The organism is Zavarzinella sp., assembly GCA_041399155.1.
Taxonomy (GTDB): domain Bacteria; phylum Planctomycetota; class Planctomycetia; order Gemmatales; family Gemmataceae; genus JAWKTI01.
Genome location: JAWKTI010000001.1, coordinates 2,134,488 through 2,160,918, shown reverse-complemented (window position 1 = coordinate 2,160,918; position 26,431 = coordinate 2,134,488). Strand labels below are relative to the sequence as shown.

Here is a 26,431-nt window from a genome sequence, read left to right as displayed (position 1 = left end):
ACCAATTCCTACGACAACGATTGCAGCGCGCATCTGCTCCTCCAGCACAAAATTGTTGCTGAAGCATAGGACAATTTTCCCACGTGGTCGAAAAATATCGCAAATTTGGTGTACAGATTAGACTAGGGAAATGAGATTTATTTCATTTTTAGGCTTTTGGCGATATTTTTCACATCCTCGACAAGCTCCGTGCTGGTTTTCCCAGGCAATCGTGCGGCCAAAGTTACCCCACGATCGTCGGAAATACACACCACATAGACCATGGTAACAGTCGATTTTCCAATCGTTGCCACGTGGGCAAACCAGGCTTTGCCATTTTCCAGCAATTCAGGTCCGGTAGAGGAGTGAATAGTTGCCTCCCGTTTTTGCAGATCCTGCAAAGCTTCTTTGCGAAAATCTGCCACGCTGAGGGTGTTTTGTCTGCTGGAAACGGTTACCAGAATGCCCGCACCTGCTGGTCCATCGATGGTAATCTGCTGCGTGGTGGTTCTGCTGATCCGCCAGCGTCTTGAATAGTCAAAAGACAGTTTGAGCGATGGCTCCTGGTGCAGCAGCAGTGTATTGGTATCGTCTGGTGTCGTGTTCAGTTTTTTCACCACACTGTCAGCAACTTCTACCTGACCTTGCAGTGGGATGCGTGTCAGTTCAAACGAGCCTTCAATTTTGCCCACATTTTGCCCTTTTTCGTCTTTGAGGCTGTGTACCCCTTTCAGAGTCAGATAAGTGATGTACCCGCTGGATTTGTCGAAAATCAGTTTCCCCACCAGTTCCTGCGAGGCGGGGCCGTCTTCATTCACTCCATCTATTTTGCCAACAAACGAAATGTGGCAAAGATCCCTTGGGCCGATATTTTCCCGTTTTTCCAGTTTGCAAACCAGTTTCCCACCATCAATGGTGTCGAAATCGGTTAATTCGTGGATCGCAGATTGCTGTGCCTCCCACTGTTCTGTGGGGGAAATTGCTTCTTTGGGCAGAATGCCATTCAGTTGAGAAAGGATAATTTCAGTGCGAATCAGGTCGATTTCGCCCCACAACAGTGGGGCATCTGGCGAAAAAGGAACTTTACTGTTCCCGCGTTTCAGCAGTACAATCCGCTTCACGGTGGGGCGAAGTTCCAATTGATCTTTCCGATCACCCGATGTGCGGCCAACACGAAGCTTCTCATAAACTCTTAATGATTGATACCCCACCAGATCATCGGTGGGTTTCAGAATCCGTTCCGCATATTCCGATTGACTTTTCCCAGAAATGAGAATTTTGGCTGCTTGCTTGCCAGGTTCCGCAGGTGGGGTAATTTCCCCACTGATAGATGATGTGGCATAAACCCGAAATTCCGCCCCAGGTGCGGTCTTGTCCTGTAATATCAGCTTCTCTGGTTCCTCGGCGAAGCTGCCCACGGTAAACGCAATAAGTGCAAGCGTAGTAAATTGTCGATGCATCATAAGCTTTCCAGGATTCTCAGCTAATTTTACCGCTGTGGGGGACTAAAGTGGGCCGTTTGACAACAGTTTTTCATTAGTTTTCATTTTTTTCTTCCCACCGAAAGTTAAAGAGGGTACTATCGCCCCTTTCTGTGGAAACGAGAATTATTATGCTGCTTGCCGTAGAGTACGTGCAAAATCTCAATCCACTGGATAACCGCCTCCTCTCAACGGTTGTCGCGGCCTTACCAGTGTTGGTGCTGTTTTATTTATTGGTCATCAGGCGATGGCTGGCCACATGGGCAGGTGCGGCGGGTGCCGTCACGGCCATTATTCTGGCCTGGCTGGTGTACAAAATGCCCATCAGCATGGCGACATGGTCTTTCGCCAATGGGGCATTCTTTGGGCTGCTGCCAATCGGCTGGACTGTCTTCAATGCGATGTTGCTTTACAACATTACTGTTGAAACGGGCCACTTTACCAACGTACGGCGATCGATTTCCGGCCTGTCAAAAGACGGTCGGATCCAATCCTGCCTGATCGGGTTTGCGTTCGGTGCATTTCTGGAAGGTGCGGCAGGTTCTGGTGCACCAGTGGCTGTCTGTGGGGCAATTCTAGTGGGGCTGGGCTTCCCACCTTTTCTGGCAGCAGTCATCTGTCTGATCGCCAATACGTCCCCCGTGGCTTATGGTGGCCTCGGCACGCCTATCGTCACCCTTGCATCGGTAACGGGGTTGCCTGCAGAACACCTCAGCGTGATGGCGGGGCACCAATTGCCCTTTCTGTCCTGCATTGTGCCGTTTTACATGGTCAAACTGATGTGCACCTGGAAGCAAACGTGGGAAGTTTTCCCCGCGTTACTCGTTGGAGGGGGATCATTTGCGATCTTCCAGTATCTGTTTGCCACCCTTCACCTGCACACAGGCATTGTGGGTTTTTACATCACCGATGTCGGCGGTGGGATATTCGCCATGATCACGCTGGCTATTTTTCTGAAATTCTGGAAGCCAAAAAACGAATGGCATTTTGATACCCCACCTCTCACGCCCAAATCTTTGAAAGAAGGGGAAATTGTTCAGGAAGAGGCCCAGATGCAACTGGACAAGGCAATGAAGGAAAACAACGAACCACTGACCAGAAAGGCAGTGATTCTGGCGTGGATGCCGTTTGCACTGATGTCAGTATGTCTGGTACTGTGTGGCTGGTTGCGGGAAGTGGAAAAACCAAAGACCGGGCGGGTAGTGCTGTTTATGTTGGCCCAATTAAAACCGTTTATAAGCAGGATGTGCCCACGCTGCATAAAGAAGTTGAGCGGGCTGCACGATTACAGAGCCCAGACCGTACCGAACCAGAAAAGGAATCGGCACAGTTTGTCTTTTCCTGGGCAAGTGCACCCGGAACACCAGTATTCGTGTCGGCCATTCTATCGATGCTGGTGCTGCGAATGTCGAGACAGCAGATTTATCGTTCGTTCCGTACCACAGTCATCCAGATGAAGGTGCCCATTCCCACCATTGCCTTTATGTTGGGGCTGAGTTTTGTTACTAAATATGCAGGAATGGATGCTACACTGGGGATTGCCTTTGCAGAAACAGGCGTTTTGTATCCGTTTTTTGCCGCGATGCTGGGCTGGCTGGGGGTATTTTTAACGGGCACCGATGCTGGCAGTAACGCGTTGTTTGGCAGTTTGCAGAAAATTACCGCCACTGAAGTTTGGAACAATCACAATACAGGGGCCATGAAAAACCTGACCCTGCAGCAATCGCAGATTTTGATCTGTACCGCCAACAGTACTGGTGGGGTGATGGGCAAAATGATCGATGCCCAAAGTATCTGCGTGGCGACCGCAGGCACCAACCAGATCGGCAGAGAGGCGGACATCTTTAAAGCTGTCATTAAACATAGTGTCTTTCTGGCTGCAGTGGTCGGCCTGATGACCATGGTGCAGGCGTACGTCTATCCATTCACGAAAATGGTACCCACATGGCTACCTTAGCGCCTTGAATTCTCCGAACCATCCCAAATATCTCACACAAGGCCGGCGATCTAGCGGTTCGCTACATTTAGAATGCTGCAACCAGGCATTTTCTGAAATCTCATTTTGGATTGTGGGGCAGAAACATAAAACATCCCCATGTACCGTTATCTGGGAAACTGAATGAGCGATCAATTGCACCACGTTGTGATTGTAGGTGGTGGGTTTGCTGGTATTGCTGCCGCACAGGCACTACGAAAAGCCCCCGTACGGATCACGATGATTGACCGACGTAACTTTCACCTGTTTCAACCGCTGCTCTATCAAGTCGCCACGGGTGGGCTGTCGCCTGCGAACATCGCCGCACCTCTGCGGGGAATTTTGCGAAAACAGAAAAATTGCACTGTATTGTTGGGCGAAGTGCAGGAAATCGACCTTTCAACGAAACAGGTCATAATGGATGGTGCCCCACTGGCATATGATTCACTGATTGTAGCAGCGGGTGCGGTCAACAATTATTTTGGCAACAATCAGTGGGAATCTGTGGCACCTGGTCTGAAGAGTGTTGAAGATGCCACACGCTTACGTGCGAAAATTCTGCATTCCTTTGAGGCTGCTGAAAGATTGGATAATCTCTCTGAAAGACAAAAACTCTTAACATTTGTTGTGGTGGGAGGTGGGCCGACCGGTGTCGAACTTGCTGGCTCGATCGCTGAATTAGCCCACCACACGATGCGGAACGATTTTCGCAATATTGATCCCACGACTGCGACAGTTTATCTGGTAGAAGCTGGCCCACGGGTGCTGAGCATGTTTCCGGAGAAATTATCAGGGAAAGCAGCTAAGGCACTGCACCGGATAGGTGTGCAGGTAATGACATCGGCCAAAGTGCTGGATATCCAAACTGACCATGTAAAGCTGGAGCACAATCAACAACACCTTGTAATACCATGTAATACTGTTGCATGGGGAGCGGGTGTGATCGGTTCCCCACTGGGGAAAATCCTGACGACTGCCACGGGTGGTTCGCTGGCACGTGGGGGCAGGGTGCCTGTCAATCCAGATTTGACATTACCCAACCATTCGGAAGTTTTTGTGATTGGGGATCTGGCAGCGGTGAACTGGAAAGATACGGTGGTGCCTGGTGTGGCACCCGCCGCCATTCAAATGGGGAAATATGCGGGTTGGAAAATTGCCACCCGCCTGGCTGGAAAACAGGACGATCGGCACTTCAGCTATTGGGACAAAGGCTCGATGGCGACCATTGGCCGCAATGCTGCAGTTGCCGATGCCGGTTTCATTTACATGTCGGGCCGTCTTGCCTGGCTTGCCTGGCTTTTCATTCACATTCTCTATTTAATTCAATTCTCAAATCGGGTATTGGTCATGTGGCAGTGGTTCTGGAATTACTTCACCCGGAACCGTTCTGCTCGCTTGATAACCGGAGAAATTGGCAATCTACCGCCAAAGACAACGACAGGATAAGTCCGATGGATCTGCTGGAACAACGACAGGAAATACTCCGCTTTCAGAACGAAATCTTCGTATTTTGCCGTATTTGCCAGCCGGATCGCACCAGTAATCCGGGAATTTTTCACGATACCATCGAGTGGTTGGCGCAGTACGGTACTGCCACGTGGGAGGAAGATCATGAAAGCATTCTCACGATTGTGGGCGACTTCCTGAAGAAAAATGCCAGAACAGCCCATCTGCCGCAGTCGCTGCAAATTACCCAGATTAAGCAATTAATTCAGGCCGAGGTGTCTCGAACCAACCCACGACAGCACCTGGTGGAATTATTGACCAGAGAATTTTCTCGTTCAGACCGGGTCTTGCTGGAACGAATATTCTTCCGCACATTATCGGTGGAAGAAATTGGTATACAGGAACCATTCGCAGAACGCACCATCTATACTGAAATTGCTCGTATTGTTATATATCTCTACGAGAATATAACTGATCGATTATCAAATCAGGCACCCGTGTCCCCAAATGACCCCGCTGCACTGACTTATCTGCTGGTGCGGTGCGTCTTCGGCCAACTGTCAAACGATGAAACGATTATTCTGGAATCGTTGCTGTACGCAGATCCAATCGCCCAGCGTTTTGCGGTCACCGTTCTGGCACTGCTGGCCGACTTGTACTGGATTTACGGTGGGGTAGAACCGGTTCGGGATCTACCCCCACCAGTCATGCGGAAAAACATCGTAACTCGAGAAAAGGTAATGACTTACGCATTTGTTGCCGCCAGCATCGCCACCCTGGCCTACGTGGGGATGGTTGTTTCAACGATGTTGATGACTCGATAAGTGGATAACGTGCCTACTTCCACAGTTTGCCCAGTAATTCAAACATGGCCGGGTCGTGTTTTTTCAACTCTTCGCGATTAAACGGAAAGAAATCGTTCTTGGAAAAATATGCTTCCGTTGATTCCGCAAAATATTCCATGGGTGTGGTCATCGCATACGCTTTCTCTTTCGTATTTGGTTTGCCGTTGCCAAAGTGGCGTTCGACGTTGTCGTAACTGCCCGATTCTTTCGCCCGGATGTAAGCTGCTTGAACTTCCTGATTCTTGAAGCCCATCGGCAACATCTGGTCGTGGTAGGCATGGGCCAGCTCATGCAGAACAAAATTCTTCATGCGATTGGTTTCCGCTTCAAAGTTCTGCACATTCGAAAACTCGACCGCTTTTGCCATGATGGGATCGCGGCCATTTTTTCGCAGCCAATCGGCACCTGGGTGATATTCTGCACCTGCTTGCTTCCCTGGGTACGGCGGATTGAAATACAGTGGCACGGTTTGCAGTTTTTTGACAGCATCTTTCGGCACCACCTGAATGATTTCTTCCAGTTGCTTTTCCATTAATTCTAATGCTCTTGCAGTGAGCCGGGGTTCTGTTGCCAGCAGCAGGCGATTAATGTGAACAGTCCACCCTCGAATCTTGCGAACTTCGTACACCGATTCCGGTTCCGGTGCGTAGGGTGCCTGCAAGTGGTCGATCAGGTACCGTGTGACAGTACCCCAGAAATGCCGGACGGTATTTTTTCCTTCGTTTACCGAATGGGAACGATTGGGGTAAGGCAATACAGTGAAATACTTGCCAGTTTCGATTAATCGCTCCAGTAACCTTTCCGAAGCCTGATAGTGGCAATTGTCGTCTCCGGTACCATGGATCAGCAGCAAATTACCACGCAACTTGTGGGCGTGGGTAATTGGTGACCCTTCCAGATAACCTGCTGCGTTTTCTGTGGGCAGGCCCATGTACCGTTCCTGGTAGATGGTGTCGTACAGTTTTTGATCCGCCACGGGTGCAATCGCCACAGCAGTGCGATAAATTTCTGGGTATCGGAAGATAGCATTCAGCGTCATGCTGCCACCACCACTCCAGCCCCAACTGCCCACTCGTTTTGGATCGATATGGGGGTAACGCTTCAACAGTGTCTTCACTGCATTCGCCTGTTCCTTTGAAGCGAGAGTACCCACTTGTTTGTGCACTGCTTTTCGCCATTCCCGCCCACGTGGGACATTGGTACCACGATTATCAACACTGGCGACCACAAAACCTTGTTGGGCCAGCAGCCAATGCCACATGCCACGGGAACCGGCCCAGGAGTCCCGGACTGTCTGACCGTGGGGCTCGCCGTAAACATACATCAATAGTGGCAGACGATCAGTGGGTTTGACGTTTGCAGGTTGCATGATCCAACTGTCGCATTGAATGCCACTGCCCACATCAACTTGAATGAAGTCAACCTTTGGCATCTGCAGTGCAGCAATTTTTTGCTTTAACTTGCTGTTATCAGTGAACTTACGGATGATTTTGTGGGTTTTCAGTTCTACCAGTTCGATCACCGGTGGGGTGGTGAAATTGGAGAAATTGTGTACCGCCCACTGAGAGTCGGGCGAAATGTTATACTGGTGCCAGCCACGTTGATCTTTGGGGCAAAGCAGTTCTGTACCACTACCATCGAACTTAATTCGGTAAAGATATTTTTGCGTGGCTTTTTCGGGAGAGGCGGAATAGTACAGTACGCCATTTTTTTCGTCAATGCTGTCCAGATCCAACAGGTCGAATTTTCCACTGGTGATCGGTTTTATATCAGAGCCATCCAATGGAATGTTGTACGCGTGCCGCCAGCCGGATCGCTCGCTTAACCAGAGAATACTTTTCCCATCGTTGATCCAACGGAAAGGATTGTCGTTTTCCAGCCAGGCAGCATCGGTTTCGGTGGCAATTTTGGCTACTTCGCCATTGGTGGGATTCACGCGGAAGACTCCCAATTCCGTTTGTAGACGATTGAACTGCTGCACGTAAAGCGTTTTACCGTCTGGATGCCATTCTGCGTGGGGAATATAGTGCTCGCGTGGGTCCCCTGGTAGTTTTACCCAGGTGACATCGCCCCCCGCCGTTGGGATGATGCCCAGCCGACAGGCTGAATTCTTGCTGCCCACCTTAGGGTAGGGAAATGTGATAATCTTTGGTGTATTGCTGACAACATTGTTGATCATGTGGAATTCACTGACGCCTGTTGTATCAAACTGCCAGAATAGGATCTGTTTGCCATCAGTACTCCAGCGAAAACAGTCCCGAAGGTTCAGTTCTTCTTCATTTACCCAGTCGGAAGTGCCGTTGATGAGTGTTTTGGACCCATCTTTCGTTACCTGAGTGAAAGCCATCGTATCCAGGTTCTGCACGTAGATATTGTGATCCTGAACATACGCCACCTCTTTACCCGTGGGAGAAAACTTCGCAAACATCATCGAAGAAGGTGAGGCTTTTCCACCTAGTTTCTTGAGTTGTTTTGCTTTCAGGTCGTATACCCAGTAATCCCCACGGGTGTTTCGTCGCCAGACCTTTTTCGAATTTGTGTAGATCAGTAATTTGTCTTCATTCGCGGAAAATTCAAACCCTTCAATCCGCAATGGGCTTTTTGCTTTCGCGGGTTGGAACGCAGCCGCAGGCAGGAGTATCTCTTTCTTGCCTGTTGCGGGATCGTTCTTCACCAGGTCTACACCTGTCCCACGTGCGGCTTTGTCGAGCGTGTAGTAAATCGCAGATTTTTCACTCCACTTCATTGGTGGGGCACCTTCCGCCTCAAACTCCCGTGTGCTGAATAACTGATCGAGGGTCAACAGGGCGTTGGGGGCTGCTTCTTCTGCAACTGCCCACGTAATTGGTAGGCCTAACAGGCATAAAACGGTGCAAATGGGCCAAATGATCGGTTTCACTAGCATTCTCGCTTCCTTGTGGGGTGATCTAAACGTTGGTATGTTGACAGGCACCAACATGATTTCAGGTTAATTGGTAATTTATAGGAGAAGACAACGGTTGCAGCACATCGATTGGTCTGTCTTGGCCTGTCATCCATTCCGATAAAACGTGAATATGTTCTCATATTCACTAGAATATTTTCTTCAACTTGCAGTAAATCCAGCAATGATTTGATGGGGGGTGATTGCGATTTTTCCCGATATTCGAAAAAAGTTATAAATAGTTTTAAATTCTTTTAAATTAGTTACTTATGTAATTTATTTTTGACAAATTTTATCGATTTCTTCCAAAAAATTGAACAGGTCATTCAGTGACAAGGATATATTAATATATGTGGACGTAATTTCATAGTGATGATAATATAACATATTTGTTATATAGTTCAGATGGGAAATAGTCCTGGGCACGCAGGTGCAGTACACGTAATCGAACTGTTCACGTGTCTTCTTCGATAATTTTCCTAAGTTATACAACACGAGACAGCGTGGGTAGTTTCATGGATGCAGCAACAGAATCCTTTGACCTGATAGCGGTGGCACCCCACCCGGACGACCTGGAAATTACGTGCGGTGGCACCTTGGCAAAAATGGTCCAGCTAGGCTATCGCGTTGGGATCATCGATTTGACGAGTGGGGAACCCACCCCACGTGGTAGTGAAGCCCAGCGCCAACTGGAAGCTGAAAAAGCGCGAACATTGCTGGGCGTTCCTTTACGGATCAATTTGAATATGCCCAACCGCATTCTGATGGATACTCCAGAATATCGTTTCGTGCTGGCCACCGAACTGCGAAAGTATCGCCCAAAAATAGTAATGACAATCGCGGGCCGCACGCCTGCTGCATCGCCGGATCATCATCAGGCTCACATGCTAGCTGAAGCATCCCGTTTCTATTCCCAGTTAACCAAGTGGGATGATCGTTTTGCAGACACAGAGCCTTACCGTGTGCCCCATCTGATCTACGCACCTTTTGCGTTTGATGGGGAGCAACGAATGTGGCACTCCACGTTTGTGGTCGATATCAGTGATACTTTCGACCAGAAACTTGCTGCGGTACAGGCGTATGAATCGCAGTTTGATCCCGCGCGTTTTGAACGTGTCAAGCATTTTCTCACAGGTCAGGCTGCGTATCACGGTGCGCGATGTGGCTTTCGCTACGGCGAAATGTTTGCATTGCCCCACCCGATTGGCACCGCAGACCCATTTCAACTGGTGATGGGTGGGCATTCTGGTCCCGCACCAGTACAGATTCCAGGAAAAGATCATTTGCCCACTGGTTGAGTGGTCGAAACGATTTCACTTCGACTAAAAATGTCACATTACTTCGCAGGGTTCTTTGTTGATGGATAAGAAAGTCAAATACGATGCAATTATCATCGGTGCCGGTCCTGGTGGGCTTGCGGCAGCATTGTTGCTCGCCCACGCAGGCTTGAAGGTGCGTATTTTCGAACGCCTGCCACGGGTAGGTGGTCGATGTTCTGCTATTGAAGCAGATGGCTTTCGCTTTGACCTTGGCCCCACCTTTTTCCTCTATCCGTTAGTACTGGAAAGAATCTATCGCCGCATCGGCCGCAATCTGCGTGCAGAAGTTCCAATGGTGCGGCTGGACCCACAATACCGTCTTGTCTTTGGCGAAGGTGGGGAACTACGCTGTTCCTCCGACATCACCAGGATGGCCGAAGAACTTGCAACGATGGCACCTGCTGATGCGGCTAACCTTCAAAGATACATGTCAGAAAATCGGCACAAACTTGCTAGTTTTCGCCCCGCGCTGGAACGCCCGTTTTTGAAGTGGACTGATCTGCTCTCGTGGGATTTAATCAAGCTGCTGCCGATCCTGCGACCATGGGCATCTGTTGAAGGTGATTTACGCAGGTATTTTCAGGACCCTCGCACGCGACTAGCTTTTTCATTTCAATCGAAGTACCTGGGGATGTCGCCGTTTCAATGCCCCAGCTTATTTACGATTTTGTCTTTTCTTGAGTATGAATATGGCGTGCACCATCCGATCGGTGGGTGTAGTGCTGTTTCAGAAGCAATGGCCAGCCTTGCAGAAGATATGGGTGTAGAAATCTCCTGTGGCGAATCGGTTGAGCAGATTCTTTGGGAAGGGAATAAGGCAGTTGGGGTAACTACATCCAGTGGCAGTTATGCCACGAACGATCTAGTGATCAATGGTGATTTCAGCCGGATGATGCACCGTCTGGTGCCAGACCACTTGCGAAAACGCTGGAAAGAACGTTCTATTGCTAAGAAAAAGTATTCCTGTTCCACATTCATGATGTACCTTGGGATTGATGGTTGTTACGACCAACTCGATCACCACACCATTTATACATCAGCAAAGTATGAAGAGAATCTGGCAGACATCGATGCGGGCAGACTGACGAAAGACTGTTCGTTTTATGTTCAGAATGCATCAGTAACCGACAGCACCCTGGCGCCGGAAGGGAAGAGTACGCTTTATGTGCTGGCACCCGTTCCCAACCTGCGTGCGGGGGTGAACTGGCAGGCAGAAACCACTGCCTTCCGCAATAACCTGATGGAACAAATGCAGAAAGTGGGGATTAAGGATCTGCAAAACAGGATTCGGTACGAAAAAATTGTTACCCCACAGGATTGGGATGTTGCGTACGAAGTGCACCATGGTGCCACATTCAATCTTGCCCATAACCTGAAGCAGATGTTACACTTAAGGCCAAGAAACCGATTTGAAGATTTGCAATCGGTTTATCTTGTTGGTGGTGGCACCCACCCGGGTAGTGGTTTGCCAGTGATTTATGAATCGGCCAGGATTACTGCCCGCCTGATGTTGCAGGACCGTGGAATGAAAACGGACTGGCTGGAAGAAAATGAAACTGATGAATTGAACAACGACCACATGTTGTTGAAGGATGCCGTGGGATGAGTGGTTCTCGTATAGGAATTATCGGTGGGGGCCTGGGTGGCCTGGCGTCGGCATGTGTGCTGGCCGCACGCGGGCATCAGGTGACATTGTTTGAACGCAATCCCTGGTTCGGTGGCAAGGCGGCACAATTGGATGCACAAGGTTTTCGTTTCGATATGGGCCCCACCATCCTGACGATTCCTGGTGTACTGGAACGGATCTTTGGTGAAGCTGGGAAAAACCTTGGCGACTACATGGAATTGGTTCGCCTTGATCCCCAGTGGCGCTGCTTTTATACTGACGGATCAATTCTGGATCTGCATTCGGAAATGCAGGCGATGGCAAACGAGTTCAAGCGTTTTGCTCCCGAAAAGGATCTGCTGCCTGGATACCAACGATTCCTGCAGTTTTCTGAACGGATGAAGAAAGTCAGCGACCAGTTTTTTTTCTGGAAATCAGTTGGTGGCATGCGCGATATCTTTGAATGGAAAACCACCTTCCAGACTAAAGTCCTGGGTGATGTGCTGGCGATGCGGATGGGAAAATCGGTTGCTGATACCGTTCGCAAGTTTGTGCCAGAACCGCGTGTAGCACAAATGCTCGACCACTTTACCCAGTATGTTGGTTCATCTCCAGAGGCATCTCCTGCGGTATTATGTGGTATTGCCACGATGCAGACAAACGAAGGTGTTTGGTATCCCATGCTTGGCACCCGTGCAGTGCCGACTGCATTAACAAAGCTGGCAGAAGAACTTGGCGTCACGTTGCGCAACCAGTGTGCGGTACGAGAAATCGTAACAGATGATCGTAGCCGTAAAGTTACAGGCGTAGTCACTGAAAGTGGGGAATCGATCAGCTTCGATGCAGTAGTTTCGAATTGCGATACGGTTCGCACCCACAAGGAAATGCTGGCAGCGACAGGCAAACCTTCAAAGTCTTTTCAAAAACGTCGTGGTTACGAAGCCGCCTGTTCCGGCGTGGTGTTGTATCTTGGCTTGAAGAAAAAGTACGACCATATTCTGCACCATAATTTTGTCTTTTCCAACGACCCCCACACCGAGTTCGCTTCAATTTATGAGCGTGGGGACCCAGCAGACGATCTGACTGCTTACGTTTGCTCTCCCGCTCAGACAGAGCCCGCTGTTGCCCCACCTGGGGGTGATGCGTTGTATGTGCTGGTGCACACGCCTTATCTTCGTCCGCACCACCAGTGGAAGACAATGTTTCCGGAATATCGGCAGAAGATTCTGAATAAACTGAAAACCACTGCAGGTATGGAAGATATTGAAGAACGTATTGCCTTTGAATCCGCTTTGACCCCACAGGATATCAACGATCGTTATCACGTGCTCAATGGTGCAATTTACGGCCTGGCAAGTCATGGGAAGTGGTTCGGTGCCTTTAAACCAGCGAATCGCAGTCCAGATCTTGCAGGTCTGTATCTAGCAGGTGGGTCTGCCCACCCGGGACCTGGTATGCCAATGGCATTGATGAGTGGCTGGATTGCTGCAGATGTGCTGGATCAGGATTACCAGAAAGCCGTGGGGAAACCAAAGGATATGCAAGTGGCCAGTGCATGAGCAAGTTGATGCAACCACCGACAATATCACCCAACCTTGTGAAGTGGTTTCGCTGGTACTGTCGGAGATATGCGCGGAAAAAGTTTCATCGAGTGCGGCTGTCAAGAACCAGCCAGCCCTTGCCTGAAACGAATGGGGAGCCAGTTGTTTTTGCTTTGAACCACCCCAGTTGGTGGGATGTGATTTTTGGCTTTATACTATCCGGGCAACTTCCAACATATCGACATTATGCCCCAATCGAGGCGGCGATGCTGGAGAAGTACCGGATCTTTCGCAAGCTGGGGCTATTCGGCCTGGATAAGGGCCCACGTGGGGCAGCCCAGTTTCTGCGTACCACCGAACGAATTTTTCAAGATCCGTTTGGTGCCCTGTGGATAACACCACAGGGTCAGTTTGTGGATGTTCGGGTCCGCCCTGTTCAACTTCAACACGGGATCGGTGCGCTGGCAAATCGACTGACAAATGGCTGGATCGTGCCAGTAGCCCTGGAGTATCCGTTCTGGGATGAAAGCACACCGGAAGCCCTGATCCGTATCGGAAGCGCGTTACCAATTGCAGAGATGTCTGCATTTTCGGTAGCAGAATCGACCGCAGCCATCGAACGTGCAATGGAATCTAACATGGATCAGTTGGCACTGGAAGCCCAAAGCCGCGATGCAGAAATGTTTGAAGACTTGCTGCGTGGAAAAGCAGGTGTAGGTGGTGTCTACGATCTTTGGCGACGTGCAAAAAGCTGGTTTCGTGGGAAGCCAGCGAATCTGCACCACGCTCAACCGCAATAGTGAAGGTTATTGGAGGAACGGTGGTTTCATTGATGACTGTTTTCGCTGCGGTGCTGTTGGCATTTGCTGTCGTGCCACTGTTGATCTACCTTTGGAACCAGTTTTACTATCGGCGTCCAAAGTTGATGCCTGGAGATTCGCCGAAAATTTCAGTATTGATACCCGCACGCAATGAAGAAGCCTCTATTGAAGCTGCCGTGTTTGCTGCCTGCAATTCAAAGCATGTCGATGTAGATATTGTGGTGTTGGATGATCATTCGCAGGATCGCACAGCGGCAATCGTCGAAGAAATTGCTGCAAAAGATCCCCGTGTACGTCTGTTTTCTGCCCCACCGTTACCCGAAGGATGGTGTGGCAAGCAACATGCGTGTTATGTCCTTGCTCAACATGCCAGGTACGATCTGTTCGCCTTTCTGGATGCTGATGTGCGGCTGGAACCCCACGGATTGCGGGTCCTGTCTGATTCGATGCAGAAATCAAATAGTCAATTGATTAGTGGTATCCCACGACAGATTACAGGGACATTATTTGAACGTCTATTGATTCCCCTGATTCATTTGATGCTTTTGGGTTACTTGCCGATGTTCGGCATGAAGCGGAGTCGCAGGCCTGGTTTTGGAGCCGGGTGTGGGCAATTATTTCTGGTGGAACGTCAGGCTTATTTTGCTGCAGGTGGACATGCGGCAATTCGTACCACGTTACACGATGGGATTAAATTGCCAAGATTGTTTCGCAGGGCAGGTTTTCACACAGATCTTGTCGATGCCACAGACATTGCCTCGTGCCGGATGTACCGCACCAATCAGCAGGTATGGCTGGGGTTGGCTAAAAACGCCACCGAAGGGATGGCAGCACCCAGCCTGATTGTGCCATTCACGTTAATGCTGACACTGGGGCATATTTTGCCGTTTGTCTTTCTGCTGGCCTGGGATTCCCTCGAGCCACTGGCACGTTGGCTGATTCTTGCAGCGTGTGCCTGTTCGATTTACATGCGAATTGATGCTGCAATCCGCTATCAGCAAAGCTGGTTGACCGTTCTCCTTCATCCTGTGGGGATTACGTTGCTGCTTGCTTTGCAGTGGTATTCTTTTATCCGATTTCTGCTGGGGAAACCTGCCGGATGGAAAGGCCGTTCATATCCTTCTATTCAACAGCATGCTTCTTTCTAAGTAGATGGATTTTGTCTGCATTGTACTGCCACTCTAGCAACAATCCAACACTTGCATGCCAGTAACATCGGAAGTGATTAGTGGGAGGACGCTTGAAATGAGCCCCGAATTAGCCCGTGTCTGCGTTGTGATTGCCCGCACTCGGCACAAGATGGTTCAGGTAGAATTGGACGAAGCCTACAAAGCGGGGGCCAGGTTTATCGAAGTCAGGCTCGATTATTTTTCCAAAGCGGTTGATTTCAAGCGATTATTTGAAAAAAAGCAGTGTCCGTGGGTCTTCACCCTGCGAAAAGTGAAAGATGGCGGCCGGTTTGCGGGAAGCGAAGAACAGCGCCAGGCTCTTTTGCGCTCTGCAATTGTTTCTGGTGTTGACTGGATTGATCTGGAAACGGAAATTGCAGACGAAATCCGTCGTTTTCGGGATGTAAAGCGAATTGTCAGTTACCATAATTTTCAGGAAACCCCTGCCAACCTGGAAGAGATTTATGAGAAAATGCTGAAACAGGATGCGGATGTCCTGAAGATTGTGACGATGGCAAATCATCCGAACGATTCGCTGCGAATATTAAAATTGATTAAGGAACAGAAAAAGCCCACGGTGGGGCATTGTATGGGTGAATATGGTCTGCCAAGCCGGATGATTGCACTCGTTTGTGGGGCGCCATTCATGTACTGTGCATTCAACAGCGAGAGGAATATTGCACCTGGCTTGCTTTCTCTGGCAGAATTAAAGCAGATCTACCAGATCAATGGCGTGAATCAGGATACCAAAATCTTTGGTTTGCTTGGCGATCCAGTTTCGCACAGTTTCAGCCCGATTCTGCACAATTCGATGTTTCGTAAACACAAATTCAACGGTCTGTATGTTCCTTTTCGTGTGGGGCGGGGGCAATTAGCCGAAATGATCCCTGCTTACCAGGAACTGCCCGTGGACGGCTACAGTGTTACAATTCCACATAAAAACGCGGCGATGGCTTTTGCAAAATCGCTGGATGAACACTCACAGGAAACGAATGCCTTAAACACTCTGGTACGCACGGCAGACGGATTTTCGGGTTGTAATACAGATTATGATGCCGCAATGGCATGTTTGAAACAGGCGGCACCGAAAGACGAAAACGGAGCGACGATCGAATTGGGTAACTCTTCTGCAATTATCCTCGGTGCAGGTGGAGCCGCTCGCGCGATTGCATATGGCCTGCGTCGGGCAGGAATCAACCAGATTTACATTACCAGCAGAACCTACTCCAACAGCCAGCAATTAGCCAACGAAGTGCAGGGGAAAGCGGTTGAGTGGCACTTACGCCACAGCTTCGCTTGTGATGTTGTTATCAATTGTACCCCCGTGGGTATGCATCCGAATCTGGATGAATCTCCCGTACATTCCAGCTACCTAAAGCCAGGGATGGTGGTATTCGATACCATTTACAACCCGGAAAATACACTATTGATCAAAGATGCCCGCAACCGTGGTTGCCAGATCATTACGGGTGTGGAAATGTTTGTCCGCCAGGCAGCAATGCAATTTCAGAAATTTACGAATATTGATGTGCCGTTGGATGATATGCGGGAATGCTTCCGGCGGGCACTTTCCCCACTGAGACATACTGATGAGGAGGCTGAATAAACCAGCGGCTTATTTTTCTTCGACAGTTTCAAAGCCAAAATATTCATTCTGGTGGCGGTCGTATTCGCCTTGGGCATATTCAGAACTCAGATCGAGACGCAATTCATTAATCAACTTAACGCTGTAAGCCAACCAGCCATCCCAGCAGTCCTGGCAGATCGTTTCGAAGATTCGCTGGTGCAGAGCATCCGGAATTGGTGGGCGCTTTAATTGGCGGGCACGCTTTCCAGCACCACAGCCCGGTCGCTGGCAGCGAAAACCAGTGTCAGGACCGTCCTGAACAACCACTTCGGCTGTTTCTGGCACAGGGGCACCACAGGCTTTCAGAGCCGCCGCCATTGCATCACGTGGGATTTTATCCCCACGTTCATTGGCAATTTCCCAACCACGTGTCCAGATTTCAACCGCTTCAGGTATTTTGCCCAACTGTTTTAAAGATTCCCCGTACAGTTGAAACGCTTTAGAAAATTGTGGACTGATCGCGATGGTGGCAGCAAACGCCTCGGCAGCCGCTTCGTGTTGTCCCGCTTCTGCAAGTAATTGAGACAACCGGAAATGTGCAACATCATCGTCGGGATTTTCCCGAACCATATTTTGAAACTGTGCAATTCGCTCTTCGATCGATTTCATGAAACTCTTTTAATGAGAAAAACTTCACATTATTTAGGTGGGAATACCCGCACTGGCAAGTAAACCACCGACTTCTTACCCGTTAGGTTATCAGTAGATGCCAATTCCACCAAATAACCACCTTCACGGCTAAGTGGCAGCATTAACCGCATAGGAACGCCAATACTTTTCTCGTCGACTGCACCTTCACGGGCATCGGGAATATTTTTTGTTACTGGCTTCGGCAGTGTCACTTTGCTGTCTTTGTCGAAAATCCGCATAGTCAGCGTTACATTGGGCTGTTTTTTGGTTGCATCGCGATCGAAGCCAATGATGACAAAGTGGATAAACATCGTCTGACCCGCCACCCCGGTCAGTGGGGCGGGATTTTTCCCTTCCAGGTCAGTAGTGGTATAAACCTGAACAATACCAAAACTTTTTGGCAGCACCTCAAATTGTTGTTCCAATAATTTGGGGGCCGATTTAGCAAGAATGTCTGTTACAGTTACCTTGCAAGTGTAGATACCCGGGGGTTGGTCGAAACCAATGCTCACAAATGCTCGGGCTGGCAACGTACCGCCGCCAAGTGGTAAGAAAGCGTTTTGTTGTTCCGGCCCGCTCTTATATGTTTCTTTGCCAGTGGGATCGAGAACCTGCATGCCAATGGTGTAGGCTGCCTGGCCTTCATCATCGATTTTGATTCCTTTCATGTCAAACGAGAGAAAAAAGACATCGCCTGGTAGAAACTTGGTTTCTGTACGCACCGAGCCCACTTCTCCATAAGTCAGGCGGGCATTTTCCAGGGTCAATGTGCCTGGCTGTTGCGGCACCAAGGTGAGGGCTGCCATTAACAATAAGTTCGAAGTCATTTGTAATCTCCAGTTATTCAAACATCCTGTTCAGCCTATTGTCGAAATTTCTGGTAAAAACGCTAGTCCAAATTGCTTCTACACCATTCCGAAAAATGGTTGCGTCGGTGCGTAATCCAGTGTACAATTCTTTATACCCACCGTGTGATGGATGAATCACCCACCAAAAAGTGTCGAAATGACTCATTTTTTTCGATTTTCTGCTGTATTCCTGACGTGGCACCTGATTGCTTCTGGTGTGCTGGCAGCACCATCATTTCTGAACGAAGTGGTACCACTGCTCACCCGGCTTGGGTGTAATCAGGGTAGTTGCCACGGTAAAGGCGCGGGACAGAACGGCTTTCGGCTTTCCCTGCGTGGGTACGCACCAGAACAGGATTATGAGAGCATTGTGAGAGAGTTTGGCTCGAGACGTGTAGATCTGAGCGTGCCAGAGCGAAGCATCCTGTTACAAAAAATTACCGGCCATGCACCCCACGAAGGTGGGAAATTGCTGGAAACTGATAGTCGGGAATATCAAACCCTGCTTTCGTGGTTGAAAAGTGGTGCCACAAAACCACAAACAGAAGACCCCACCATTGTGAAACTGGAACTCCAGGTAGGGAAACACCTCCTGAAAGTGGGTGAAAAGCAGCAATTACGGGCGATTGCCCACTTTTCAGATCGTACCACCCAGGATGTTACCTGGCTGACCCGGTTTGATTCCAACGACGGTGCAGTCGTTTCAGTCAGTGAAAATGGCGAAATTTCTGCTTCCCGAACTGGTGCAACTTCTATCAGGGCTGCCTTTTTGACGGAAGTTGCCGTACAGAATTTTACCATACCTGATGCACGTGTGCTAGCGGATGCTCGTTTTCCAGTGGTCTCACATCCGATTGATAAAATGGTTTTCAGCCAGTTGCAGCGAATGCAGATCCCACCTGCCAGCGTTTGTGATGATGCCACTTTTATTCGACGTGCGTTTCTGGATGCGGCGGGTATTTTACCTACCTCGGATGAAGTGACCGATTTTGTTGCCAGTCGCGTGCCCAACAAGCGTGAATTGTTGATTGATCAACTATTGCACCGGTCTGAATTTGTCGACTACTGGACCCTGAAACTGTGCGACTTGTTGCAGAATAGGGTGGAACGAGACCACGATGTCCGTGGTGTTCGAGGAGTGCGTGAATTTCACGCCTGGGTTCGCGAGCAAGTTGCTGCAGAACGAGGCTGGAACGAAATTGCCCGCAATGTGTTGTTGGCAAAAGGGAATAGTCGCGAAAATCCTGGCGTGGGCTACTACATCGTCACTGTTGGTGAACAACGGCAGGTTGAAAAGTCCGATGTGGCACAGTCGGTTGCACAAGCCTTTTTGGGCACACGGATCGGCTGTGCACAATGCCACAACCATCCACTGGAAAAATACACTCAGGATGATTTCTACCACTTTGCCGCTTTTTTCTCCCGCGTCAAACTGAACCGCAAAAAGTGGGACGTTGGTGATACTGAATTAATCATCACCAGTAACGATCCCAGTAAAAAACTGGCCCGCGTGGGGCTGAACCAGCCAAGAACCGGCAAATTTCTAGCCCCACAGAACCTTGATCGTCAGCCTGCTGACATTCCCCCTGGTGGCGACCCACGTGAAGTGTTGGTCAACTGGATCACCAGTAAAGAAAACAAACTGTTTTCGGGTGCCATGGCCAACAGGATCTGGCAGCATTTTCTTGGCAGTGGACTGGTTGAACCTGTCGATGATCTGCGTGCCACCAACCCTCCCACGAATCCTGAATTGTGGGATTATTTATCTGATGAATTCGTGAAATCAAACTTCAGCTTCAAGCATCTGATCAAACGGATCATGACATCGACCACGTATCAGCTTTCCAGCAGCACGATGCCGGAAAATGCCTCGGATCAACAATTTTATTCCCACTATTACATCCGGCGCTTACCTGCCGAGGTGCTCCTCGATGCAATTAACCAGGCTACCAGTAGTCCTGATCGATTCGAAGGTTATCCCGAAGGCATCCGAGCGGTGCAAATGCCGGATTCTTCAATGAAATCGTATTTTCTAAGCATGTTTGGCAGATCAGACCGGGTTTCTGCCTGTGCCTGCGAACGTTCCGGCGAGGTAACGTTGCCACAATTGCTGCATTTGCAGAACGGCGACAGCCTGCTGCAGAAAATTCACTCCCCCACTGGCACTATTGAAGTGCTTGCAAAGCAAAAATTAGAAAAGTATGAGATTATCAAGCAGTTATCTTTGCGAACGATCTCGCGGATTCCCACTTCGCAAGAGTGGAAATTAATTGAGCAGGAATTACAGAATGCATCGTCATCTACAGAGGTCTATCGCGACTTACTGTGGGCGCTGATCAATTCAAAAGAGTTTACTTTTAATCATTAATTGGCATGTAGTAATATGAATATATCATCATTTATTCCTTCCAGTGCCCGCACCAGACGCCAGTTTTTGCAGGTGGGTGCCGTTGCCGGTTTAGGTTTATCACTGCCAGGTTTGTTGCAGGCCAAAAAAGCCGGGAAAGTGGATGCTCATGCCAAGGCGAAGAGCATTATTCTGGTTTATCTGGGTGGGGGACTGTCGCACCACGATAGCTTCGATCCCAAGCCGGAAGCACCAGCAGAAGTCAAGGGAGAGTATTCGCCAATCAAAACCAATGTCCCAGGTCTCGAAATCAGTGAAAAACTGCCATTGCTGGCCCAGACCATGGACAAAATTGCGTTGATTCGATCGGGCTCCCACAATAACGATCATCACGAAACTGCAACGAACTGGGTGATGTCTGGTCGTTTTGGATCAGCTTTTGGCGATTACCCCGCAATCGGTGCGGTGGTTGCTCACGAAATGGGCTTCCGCACCACCTTGCCACCGTATGTTTCGATTCCAAAGAACCCCTCCTTCACATGGGAATTAGGCCGAAGTGCTTATCTGGGTGGACGTTACGAATCTTTCCGTGCGGGCGATCCGAATCAGGCCAACTACCGCGTTCAGGATGTTGCGGTGGCGGAAAAGTCTGGCACCAGTGCGGCAGATCGCAAGTTTCGGTTGCTCGATTCCATTGATCGCTTGGCAGACCAGGTACAAGGAAACGATCAACTAGCCACATACGACGAATTTCAGCAGCGTGCATTGCAGATGGTGCTGTCTGGCGAAGCGAAACGCGCCTTTGATATGGAAGCCGAACCAGCAAAAGTGCGGGATCGATATGGACGCACCACTTTTGGGCAGTCGTGCCTGCTGGCAAAACGCCTTGTAGGTGCGGGTGTCACTTTCGTTACCATCAATTACGGCGGGTGGGACCACCACGGCAAAATTTTTGAAGGTTTAAACAAAAAGTTACCTGAATTTGATCAGGGATTGTCGGCATTAATCACCCAACTTTCTGAAACCGGCTTGTTAGACAGCACTCTGGTCGTTGTGATGGGTGAATTTGGTCGTTCGCCAAAAATTAACAAAGACGCTGGCCGCGACCATTGGGGCCCAGCAGCTTCGATGCTGTTTGCAGGTGGGGGAGTACAAGGTGGCTCTGTGATTGGCTCTACGGATAAACTGGGAGCATTTGCCAATCGTCGACCAGTCGCCCCTGCGGACGTTGCTCACACGATGTTGACAAGTCTGGGAATTGACCCCGCAACGCAACTGTTGACACCAGATGGTCGCCCGCTTGAAATCTTGGATAAGGGTGAAACAATCAAGGAACTGTTCGCATGATGCGTTCCTGGTGCGTCTTTGAGGTTAGCCTGGCTTGTTTGGGACTTGTTTTTCCCACGTGTGGCCAGGAAAAACCGGCTGAGCAGAAAAAAGTACCTGATGCCATGAATTGCCTGACGATTCAGGCACCACCTGGGAAGACTACGAAACTGGTTATTCGCGGCTTGAACCTCGATCAAGCCACTTCCGTGACCATTCACGAACCAAAATCGCGGGCAATGATTATCGGAAAAGCACAAAAGAAAACTCCAAACAACCCACTGACACCCGCAATGGTGGGTGATACCGAAATCACCGTAGAAGTGACCATTCATGCAGAATGCCCGCAGTCACTGGTCCCGATTAGTTTTCGCAATGGTGACGTTGCGGGGAAATCCTGTAATGTTCTGGTTGCGGAAGAACCAGCAATTCCTGAAAAAGAATCGAATGGCAGCTTCCGCTCGGCAATGAAAATTGAACTCAATCAGTCAATCCGTGGAAAAATCCAGTCCCCGAAAGATGTCGATGTCTTTCAAGCGACTTTAGAAGCAAATCAAGCCGTTTTCCTGAAGCTGAGCGCAGCACAAACAGGTTCGCCGTTGGCCGCACAAATCACCATTTATGATGCCAAAGGCCAAATTATTAAAATTCTCCAATCTTCTCGGGCTGCCACCGATCCGGAAATGAAATGGATTCCGAAAATTGCGGGAGACTATTTTTTCAGCATCATTGACCTGAATGACTTTGGTGCCGACATGTTTGTCTACCAGTTTCTGCTGGCAACAACAGACAAGTCCGAATAAGTTGAAGGCTGAAGGTTATTTTTCTGCCTGGTGAGCAAGCAACATGAAACTTTTTGTCATATTTGGCTGGTTGGGGGTGTGTTCGTTGACAGCATTTTCAGATGAGGGGATGTGGCTGTTCAATTCCCCACCAAAGAAGTTACTAAGTGAAAAATACCAGTTTGAACTTACTGATACCTGGCTCAACAATGCTCAGCGCAGCAGTATTCGATTTAATAACGGTGGTTCCGGCAGTTTTATATCGAAAAACGGTTTGATTATCACCAATCACCATGTCGCTTCAGACGCACTGCAAAAATTAAGCACCGCAGAACGTAATCTGTTAGCAGCTGGATACTATGCCAGCACAGCTGCAGAAGAATTGAAATGCCCGGATCTGGAACTCAATGTGCTGCAAAGTATCGAAGATGTCACCAAGCGAGTAAACGGTGCTGTTGCTACCGAATTCAGCGCTGCAGAAGCTAATGCAGCGCGACGAGCAGAAATGTCGCTGATTGAGAAAGAATCTTTAGAAAAAACCGGCTTTCGAAGCGATGTTGTCACTCTGTTCAATGGTGGTGCGTATCACCTGTACCGTTACAAGAAGTACACCGATATTCGCCTGGTATTCGCTCCAGAAAATCAAATCGCTGCGTTTGGTGGGGATGTGGACAACTTCGAATTCCCTAGATTCAATCTGGATATCACCTTTTTTCGTGCCTACGAAAACGACCGACCTGTGGTTCTCGAACACTGGTTGAAATTCAATCCGGAAGGGTGCAAAGAAGGCGATCTGGTTTTCGTTACTGGTCACCCAGGCACCACCAATCGGCTAGAAACATTGGCCAAGTTGATTCATCGACGAGATGTTACGTTGCCTTATACCTTAGCCCGCTTGCGAGCCCTGGAAGCGGTACTGATCCAGCACTCTGCCAGTGGGCCCGAGGCAGCCCGTCAGGCAAGCAACGATCTTCGGCGTGCCGCAAACTCCAGAAAAGCGTTCACTGGTCAGTACCATGGTTTGTTGGATCCAAATACTTTAGCAACAAAAAAGGCGGCAGAACTGGCGATCCGCCAGCAATTATCCCCCTGCCAAGCAGCAGGAATGGGATCAGGCAATGGCCACGGTGGCAGCCTGTCAGGAAAAATTAGCAACTTTTGAGAAGCAGTACCTTTTTCTGGAAGGATCGCATGCGTTTACATCAGAATACATGACAATTGCCCGCCACTTGGTTCGTATGTCATCTGAAACTGCCAAGCCCAATGGTGAGCGTTTGCGGGAATATCGCGATTCCAACCTGGAATCATTGAAATACCAACTTTTTTCGCCAGCTCCGATTCATCCGGAAGTAGAACGAATCAAACTGCATACTTCCTTGTGCTTCATGGCGGAGCAACTTCATGCAGATCATAACCTGGTTCAGGAGGTTTTTGGCAAGGAATCGCCGGGTCCACTGGCAGATAGATTACTGACAACCAAGCTTCACGATGTTGCAGTGAGAAAAGCACTTGCCGAGGGTGGGGCGGCTGCAATTCAGTCTTCGGAAGATCCGTTTATTAAACTGGCGTTGCAAATTGATCCCTCTGCACGTGCGTTGCGAAAACAGTTCGAAGAGCAGGTTGAAGAGCCGGAACGTCAGGCTTATGGTGTATTGGCAAAATTGCGTTTTGAAGTGCTGGGAGATCGTGTTGCACCTGATGCCACTTTTACACTACGATTGGCCTTTGGTGTGGTGAAAGGCTACGAAGCAGAAGGAAAGCAGGTTCCATGGTGCACTACCTTTGGTGGTACATTTGAACGATCTGAATTGCTGCAGGCACGAGAGCCATTTGATCTTCCCAAACGCTGGTTAGATGGCAAGGCAAAGCTGGATTTGGCAGTTCCTTTCAACTTTGCAGCCACTTCCGACACGATTGGTGGTAACAGCGGTAGTCCGGTATTAAACCGTGCGGGTGAGTTCATCGGCATCAATTTCGATCGTAACCGCTTTGGACTAGTGCGTAATTTTGTATACACCGAATTTCAGGCCCGCCATATTTCCGTGCATGCGAAAGGGATTTACCAGTCGTTGAAAACTCTTTACGATTGCCCGAAGTTGATTCAGGAACTGGATGGGAAATAACCATGGCAGGTTTGCCTGAACTGCTTGATCTGAACTGTGATCTGGGAGAAGGGATTGCTGGCACCGATGAGCTGATTCCGTGGATCACCAGCGCTAATATCTGTTGTGGTGAGCACGCAGGTAGTGAGGAGCAGATTCAGCGAACATTGGCAAGAGCAGTTGAGCACAACGTGGTTATTGGTGCCCACCCTGGACATACGGATCGAGAGCACTTTGGCAGACGACCTTTGGAAATTTCCGAACGACAACTTGCTGAATTACTTTCCAATCAGGTGGGGCAGCTAAAGGCCTGGGCCCAACAGCAAGGCGGGGCTTTGCGCTATCTGAAATTACATGGTGCTTTGTATCATCAGGCGAATCAGGTACCGGAGTTGGCAGAAATGACCCTGCAATTTTGCAGCATCAACCAGTTGGCATTGGTTTGCCCACCGAATGGTCAGTTAATGGTGCTCGGAAAATTGTATCCTTCAGTTCAATTGGCTCCAGAAGGCTTTGCAGATCGTTTGTACGATCAGAAATTTCAGCTTGTATCCCGAGAAAATCCAGGTGCGATCATTTCAGATGTTGAGGTGAGTCTTCGCCAGTTGGAACAATTGACAAATCACTTTCAGATCCGCACACTGTGCGTGCATGGGGATCACCCAGGAAGTGAGAGCTTTCTCATGACTCTGCGGCAAGCACTGCTGGATCGTAATATTCGATTGGAATCATTCGTATGACCATGCGAATCATTCAGCCAGGATTATCCACGATTCTGGTGGCGGAACCGCACCCCGGCTTGCGTGCACGTGGGATCGCACCGCAAGGGCCTGCCGATCAGACTGCCTTTTGCATGCTGAATAACCTGCTTGGCAATCCACCAGGGACGCCGGCATTGGAGATGACCTTACAAGGGCCTGTGCTGCAATTTACTGACTCTGCCACGTTAGGCATTGTGGGGGCACCATTCGAGATTGTTCTTGATCAACAGCGTTACCCCACAAATCGTCTTTTTCGAGTGGCTGCGGGACAAATCGTTCGATTTGTGCCACCTAAGGTTGGATGTCGGGCATACATGGGCATTGCAGGCGGGTTTCGAGCTTCCAGGCCGTTGTATTCCCCATTGAAAACTGGCGATGTTTTTCGCACTCCAACTGAATCATCTGCAAAGTTGAAGGGATTTCTGCCTGAAGACTGGCTGAATTTTACTTACTCCCACACCTATCACCTGCGTGTGGTGTATGGATTGCAAACGCACCAGTTCAAAAATAACCTGTCGGATATGTTTTCTGGCGATTATATAGCTCAGGCGTCATCAAACCGGATGGGGATTCGTCTGAATGGCAGACCCCTGATTTATCAAGGTGGGGAACTGACTTCGGAGCCTGTAGCCCAGGGTGCCATCCAAATCACCCACAATCAGCAACCAATTATTCTGGGTGTGGATGCTCAGACGATTGGTGGGTATCCCAAAATTGCCCACGTGATTCAGGCCGATTGCGATCAACTTGCCCACGTGCAGCCTGGGGATCGAATACGTTTTACAGAGGTTTCTCTCGAAGAGGCACAAAACGCACTTCAGGATATTCGGCTGCGTGCAGCACAATTCATAGATGTGTTGGTTGAAAGCAGAAAATGAGACAAATCTCATTTAATGAAAATAT

General features: G+C 49.3%; 19 protein-coding genes and 2 pseudogenes. 17 read left to right on the top strand and 4 right to left on the bottom strand.

Going from position 1 to position 26,431, the window contains the following annotated elements:
• Positions 1-137: 137 nt before the first annotated feature.
• Positions 138-1,442 (bottom strand): hypothetical protein, encoded by a 1,305-nt coding sequence (locus R3B84_08930; GenBank protein MEZ6140679.1) that lies wholly within the window; start codon positions 1,440-1,442, stop codon positions 138-140.
• A gap of 149 nt (positions 1,443-1,591) precedes the next feature.
• On the opposite strand from R3B84_08930, the pseudogene R3B84_08925 reads away from it, so the two are divergent.
• The 4 genes and pseudogenes from R3B84_08925 to R3B84_08910 all read left to right on the top strand — a co-directional run bounded on the left by R3B84_08925 (position 1,592) and on the right by R3B84_08910 (position 5,705).
• Positions 1,592-2,608 (top strand): annotated as a pseudogene (locus tag R3B84_08925) (L-lactate permease).
• Complete coding sequence (locus R3B84_08920) at positions 2,605-3,417, top strand: L-lactate permease (protein MEZ6140678.1); 813 nt, start codon at positions 2,605-2,607, stop codon at positions 3,415-3,417. The pseudogene R3B84_08925 and the gene R3B84_08920 overlap by 4 nt, the downstream one beginning before the upstream one ends.
• Positions 3,418-3,579: 162 nt before the next feature.
• On the top strand, positions 3,580-4,881 hold the full coding sequence (locus R3B84_08915) for an NAD(P)/FAD-dependent oxidoreductase (GenBank protein MEZ6140677.1): 1,302 nt from the start codon (positions 3,580-3,582) through the stop codon (positions 4,879-4,881).
• Positions 4,882-4,886: 5 nt separating this feature from the next.
• A complete protein-coding gene (locus R3B84_08910; GenBank protein ID MEZ6140676.1) occupies positions 4,887-5,705 on the top strand; it encodes a hypothetical protein in 819 nt (272 codons plus the stop codon).
• A 13-nt stretch (positions 5,706-5,718) separates the two neighbouring features.
• Here the strand turns inward: R3B84_08910 and R3B84_08905 are convergent, their stop codons facing one another.
• Positions 5,719-8,625 carry a DPP IV N-terminal domain-containing protein gene (locus R3B84_08905; GenBank protein MEZ6140675.1) on the bottom strand — a complete coding sequence of 969 codons (2,907 nt, stop codon included), beginning with the start codon at positions 8,623-8,625 and terminating at the stop codon, positions 5,719-5,721.
• A gap of 539 nt (positions 8,626-9,164) precedes the next feature.
• On the opposite strand from R3B84_08905, the gene R3B84_08900 reads away from it, so the two are divergent.
• The 6 genes from R3B84_08900 to aroE all read left to right on the top strand — a co-directional run bounded on the left by R3B84_08900 (position 9,165) and on the right by aroE (position 16,711).
• Positions 9,165-9,947 carry a PIG-L family deacetylase gene (locus tag R3B84_08900; protein MEZ6140674.1) on the top strand — a complete coding sequence of 261 codons (783 nt, stop codon included), beginning with the start codon at positions 9,165-9,167 and terminating at the stop codon, positions 9,945-9,947.
• Between the two features lie 61 nt (positions 9,948-10,008).
• Positions 10,009-11,574, top strand: coding sequence for a phytoene desaturase family protein (crtI, locus tag R3B84_08895; GenBank protein MEZ6140673.1), 1,566 nt, complete (start codon positions 10,009-10,011; stop codon positions 11,572-11,574).
• Positions 11,571-13,133 (top strand): phytoene desaturase family protein, encoded by a 1,563-nt coding sequence (gene crtI, locus R3B84_08890; GenBank protein ID MEZ6140672.1) that lies wholly within the window; start codon positions 11,571-11,573, stop codon positions 13,131-13,133. The genes crtI (R3B84_08895) and crtI (R3B84_08890) overlap by 4 nt, the downstream gene beginning before the upstream one ends.
• Positions 13,130-13,915 (top strand): lysophospholipid acyltransferase family protein, encoded by a 786-nt coding sequence (locus R3B84_08885; protein MEZ6140671.1) that lies wholly within the window; start codon positions 13,130-13,132, stop codon positions 13,913-13,915. Before crtI (R3B84_08890) ends, R3B84_08885 begins: the two co-directional genes overlap by 4 nt.
• A 32-nt stretch (positions 13,916-13,947) precedes the next feature.
• Positions 13,948-15,084 carry a glycosyltransferase family 2 protein gene (locus R3B84_08880; GenBank protein MEZ6140670.1) on the top strand — a complete coding sequence of 379 codons (1,137 nt, stop codon included), beginning with the start codon at positions 13,948-13,950 and terminating at the stop codon, positions 15,082-15,084.
• Between the two features lie 97 nt (positions 15,085-15,181).
• Positions 15,182-16,711 carry a shikimate dehydrogenase gene (aroE, locus tag R3B84_08875; GenBank protein MEZ6140669.1) on the top strand — a complete coding sequence of 510 codons (1,530 nt, stop codon included), beginning with the start codon at positions 15,182-15,184 and terminating at the stop codon, positions 16,709-16,711.
• Between the two features lie 9 nt (positions 16,712-16,720).
• Here aroE and R3B84_08870 read toward each other — a convergent pair whose 3' ends face one another.
• Complete coding sequence (locus tag R3B84_08870) at positions 16,721-17,341, bottom strand: Fe(2+)-trafficking protein (GenBank protein MEZ6140668.1); 621 nt, start codon at positions 17,339-17,341, stop codon at positions 16,721-16,723.
• Positions 17,342-17,370: 29 nt separating this feature from the next.
• A complete protein-coding gene (locus R3B84_08865; GenBank protein ID MEZ6140667.1) occupies positions 17,371-18,189 on the bottom strand; it encodes a hypothetical protein in 819 nt (272 codons plus the stop codon).
• Between the two features lie 178 nt (positions 18,190-18,367).
• On the opposite strand from R3B84_08865, the gene R3B84_08860 reads away from it, so the two are divergent.
• From R3B84_08860 to R3B84_08830, 7 genes and pseudogenes are all read left to right on the top strand, one after another.
• Positions 18,368-20,578 (top strand): DUF1553 domain-containing protein, encoded by a 2,211-nt coding sequence (locus R3B84_08860; protein ID MEZ6140666.1) that lies wholly within the window; start codon positions 18,368-18,370, stop codon positions 20,576-20,578.
• Between the two features lie 15 nt (positions 20,579-20,593).
• Complete coding sequence (locus R3B84_08855; protein ID MEZ6140665.1) at positions 20,594-21,904, top strand: DUF1501 domain-containing protein; 1,311 nt, start codon at positions 20,594-20,596, stop codon at positions 21,902-21,904.
• A complete protein-coding gene (locus R3B84_08850; protein MEZ6140664.1) occupies positions 21,901-22,686 on the top strand; it encodes a hypothetical protein in 786 nt (261 codons plus the stop codon). Before R3B84_08855 ends, R3B84_08850 begins: the two co-directional genes overlap by 4 nt.
• 43 nt (positions 22,687-22,729) lie before the next feature.
• Positions 22,730-23,827 carry a S46 family peptidase gene (locus R3B84_08845; protein ID MEZ6140663.1) on the top strand — a complete coding sequence of 366 codons (1,098 nt, stop codon included), beginning with the start codon at positions 22,730-22,732 and terminating at the stop codon, positions 23,825-23,827.
• Positions 23,772-24,788: pseudogene (locus tag R3B84_08840) on the top strand (S46 family peptidase). The gene R3B84_08845 and the pseudogene R3B84_08840 overlap by 56 nt, the downstream one beginning before the upstream one ends.
• A gap of 2 nt (positions 24,789-24,790) precedes the next feature.
• Complete coding sequence (locus R3B84_08835) at positions 24,791-25,507, top strand: LamB/YcsF family protein (GenBank protein MEZ6140662.1); 717 nt, start codon at positions 24,791-24,793, stop codon at positions 25,505-25,507.
• Complete coding sequence (locus tag R3B84_08830; protein MEZ6140661.1) at positions 25,504-26,406, top strand: biotin-dependent carboxyltransferase family protein; 903 nt, start codon at positions 25,504-25,506, stop codon at positions 26,404-26,406. Before R3B84_08835 ends, R3B84_08830 begins: the two co-directional genes overlap by 4 nt.
• Positions 26,407-26,431: the final 25 nt, after the last annotated feature.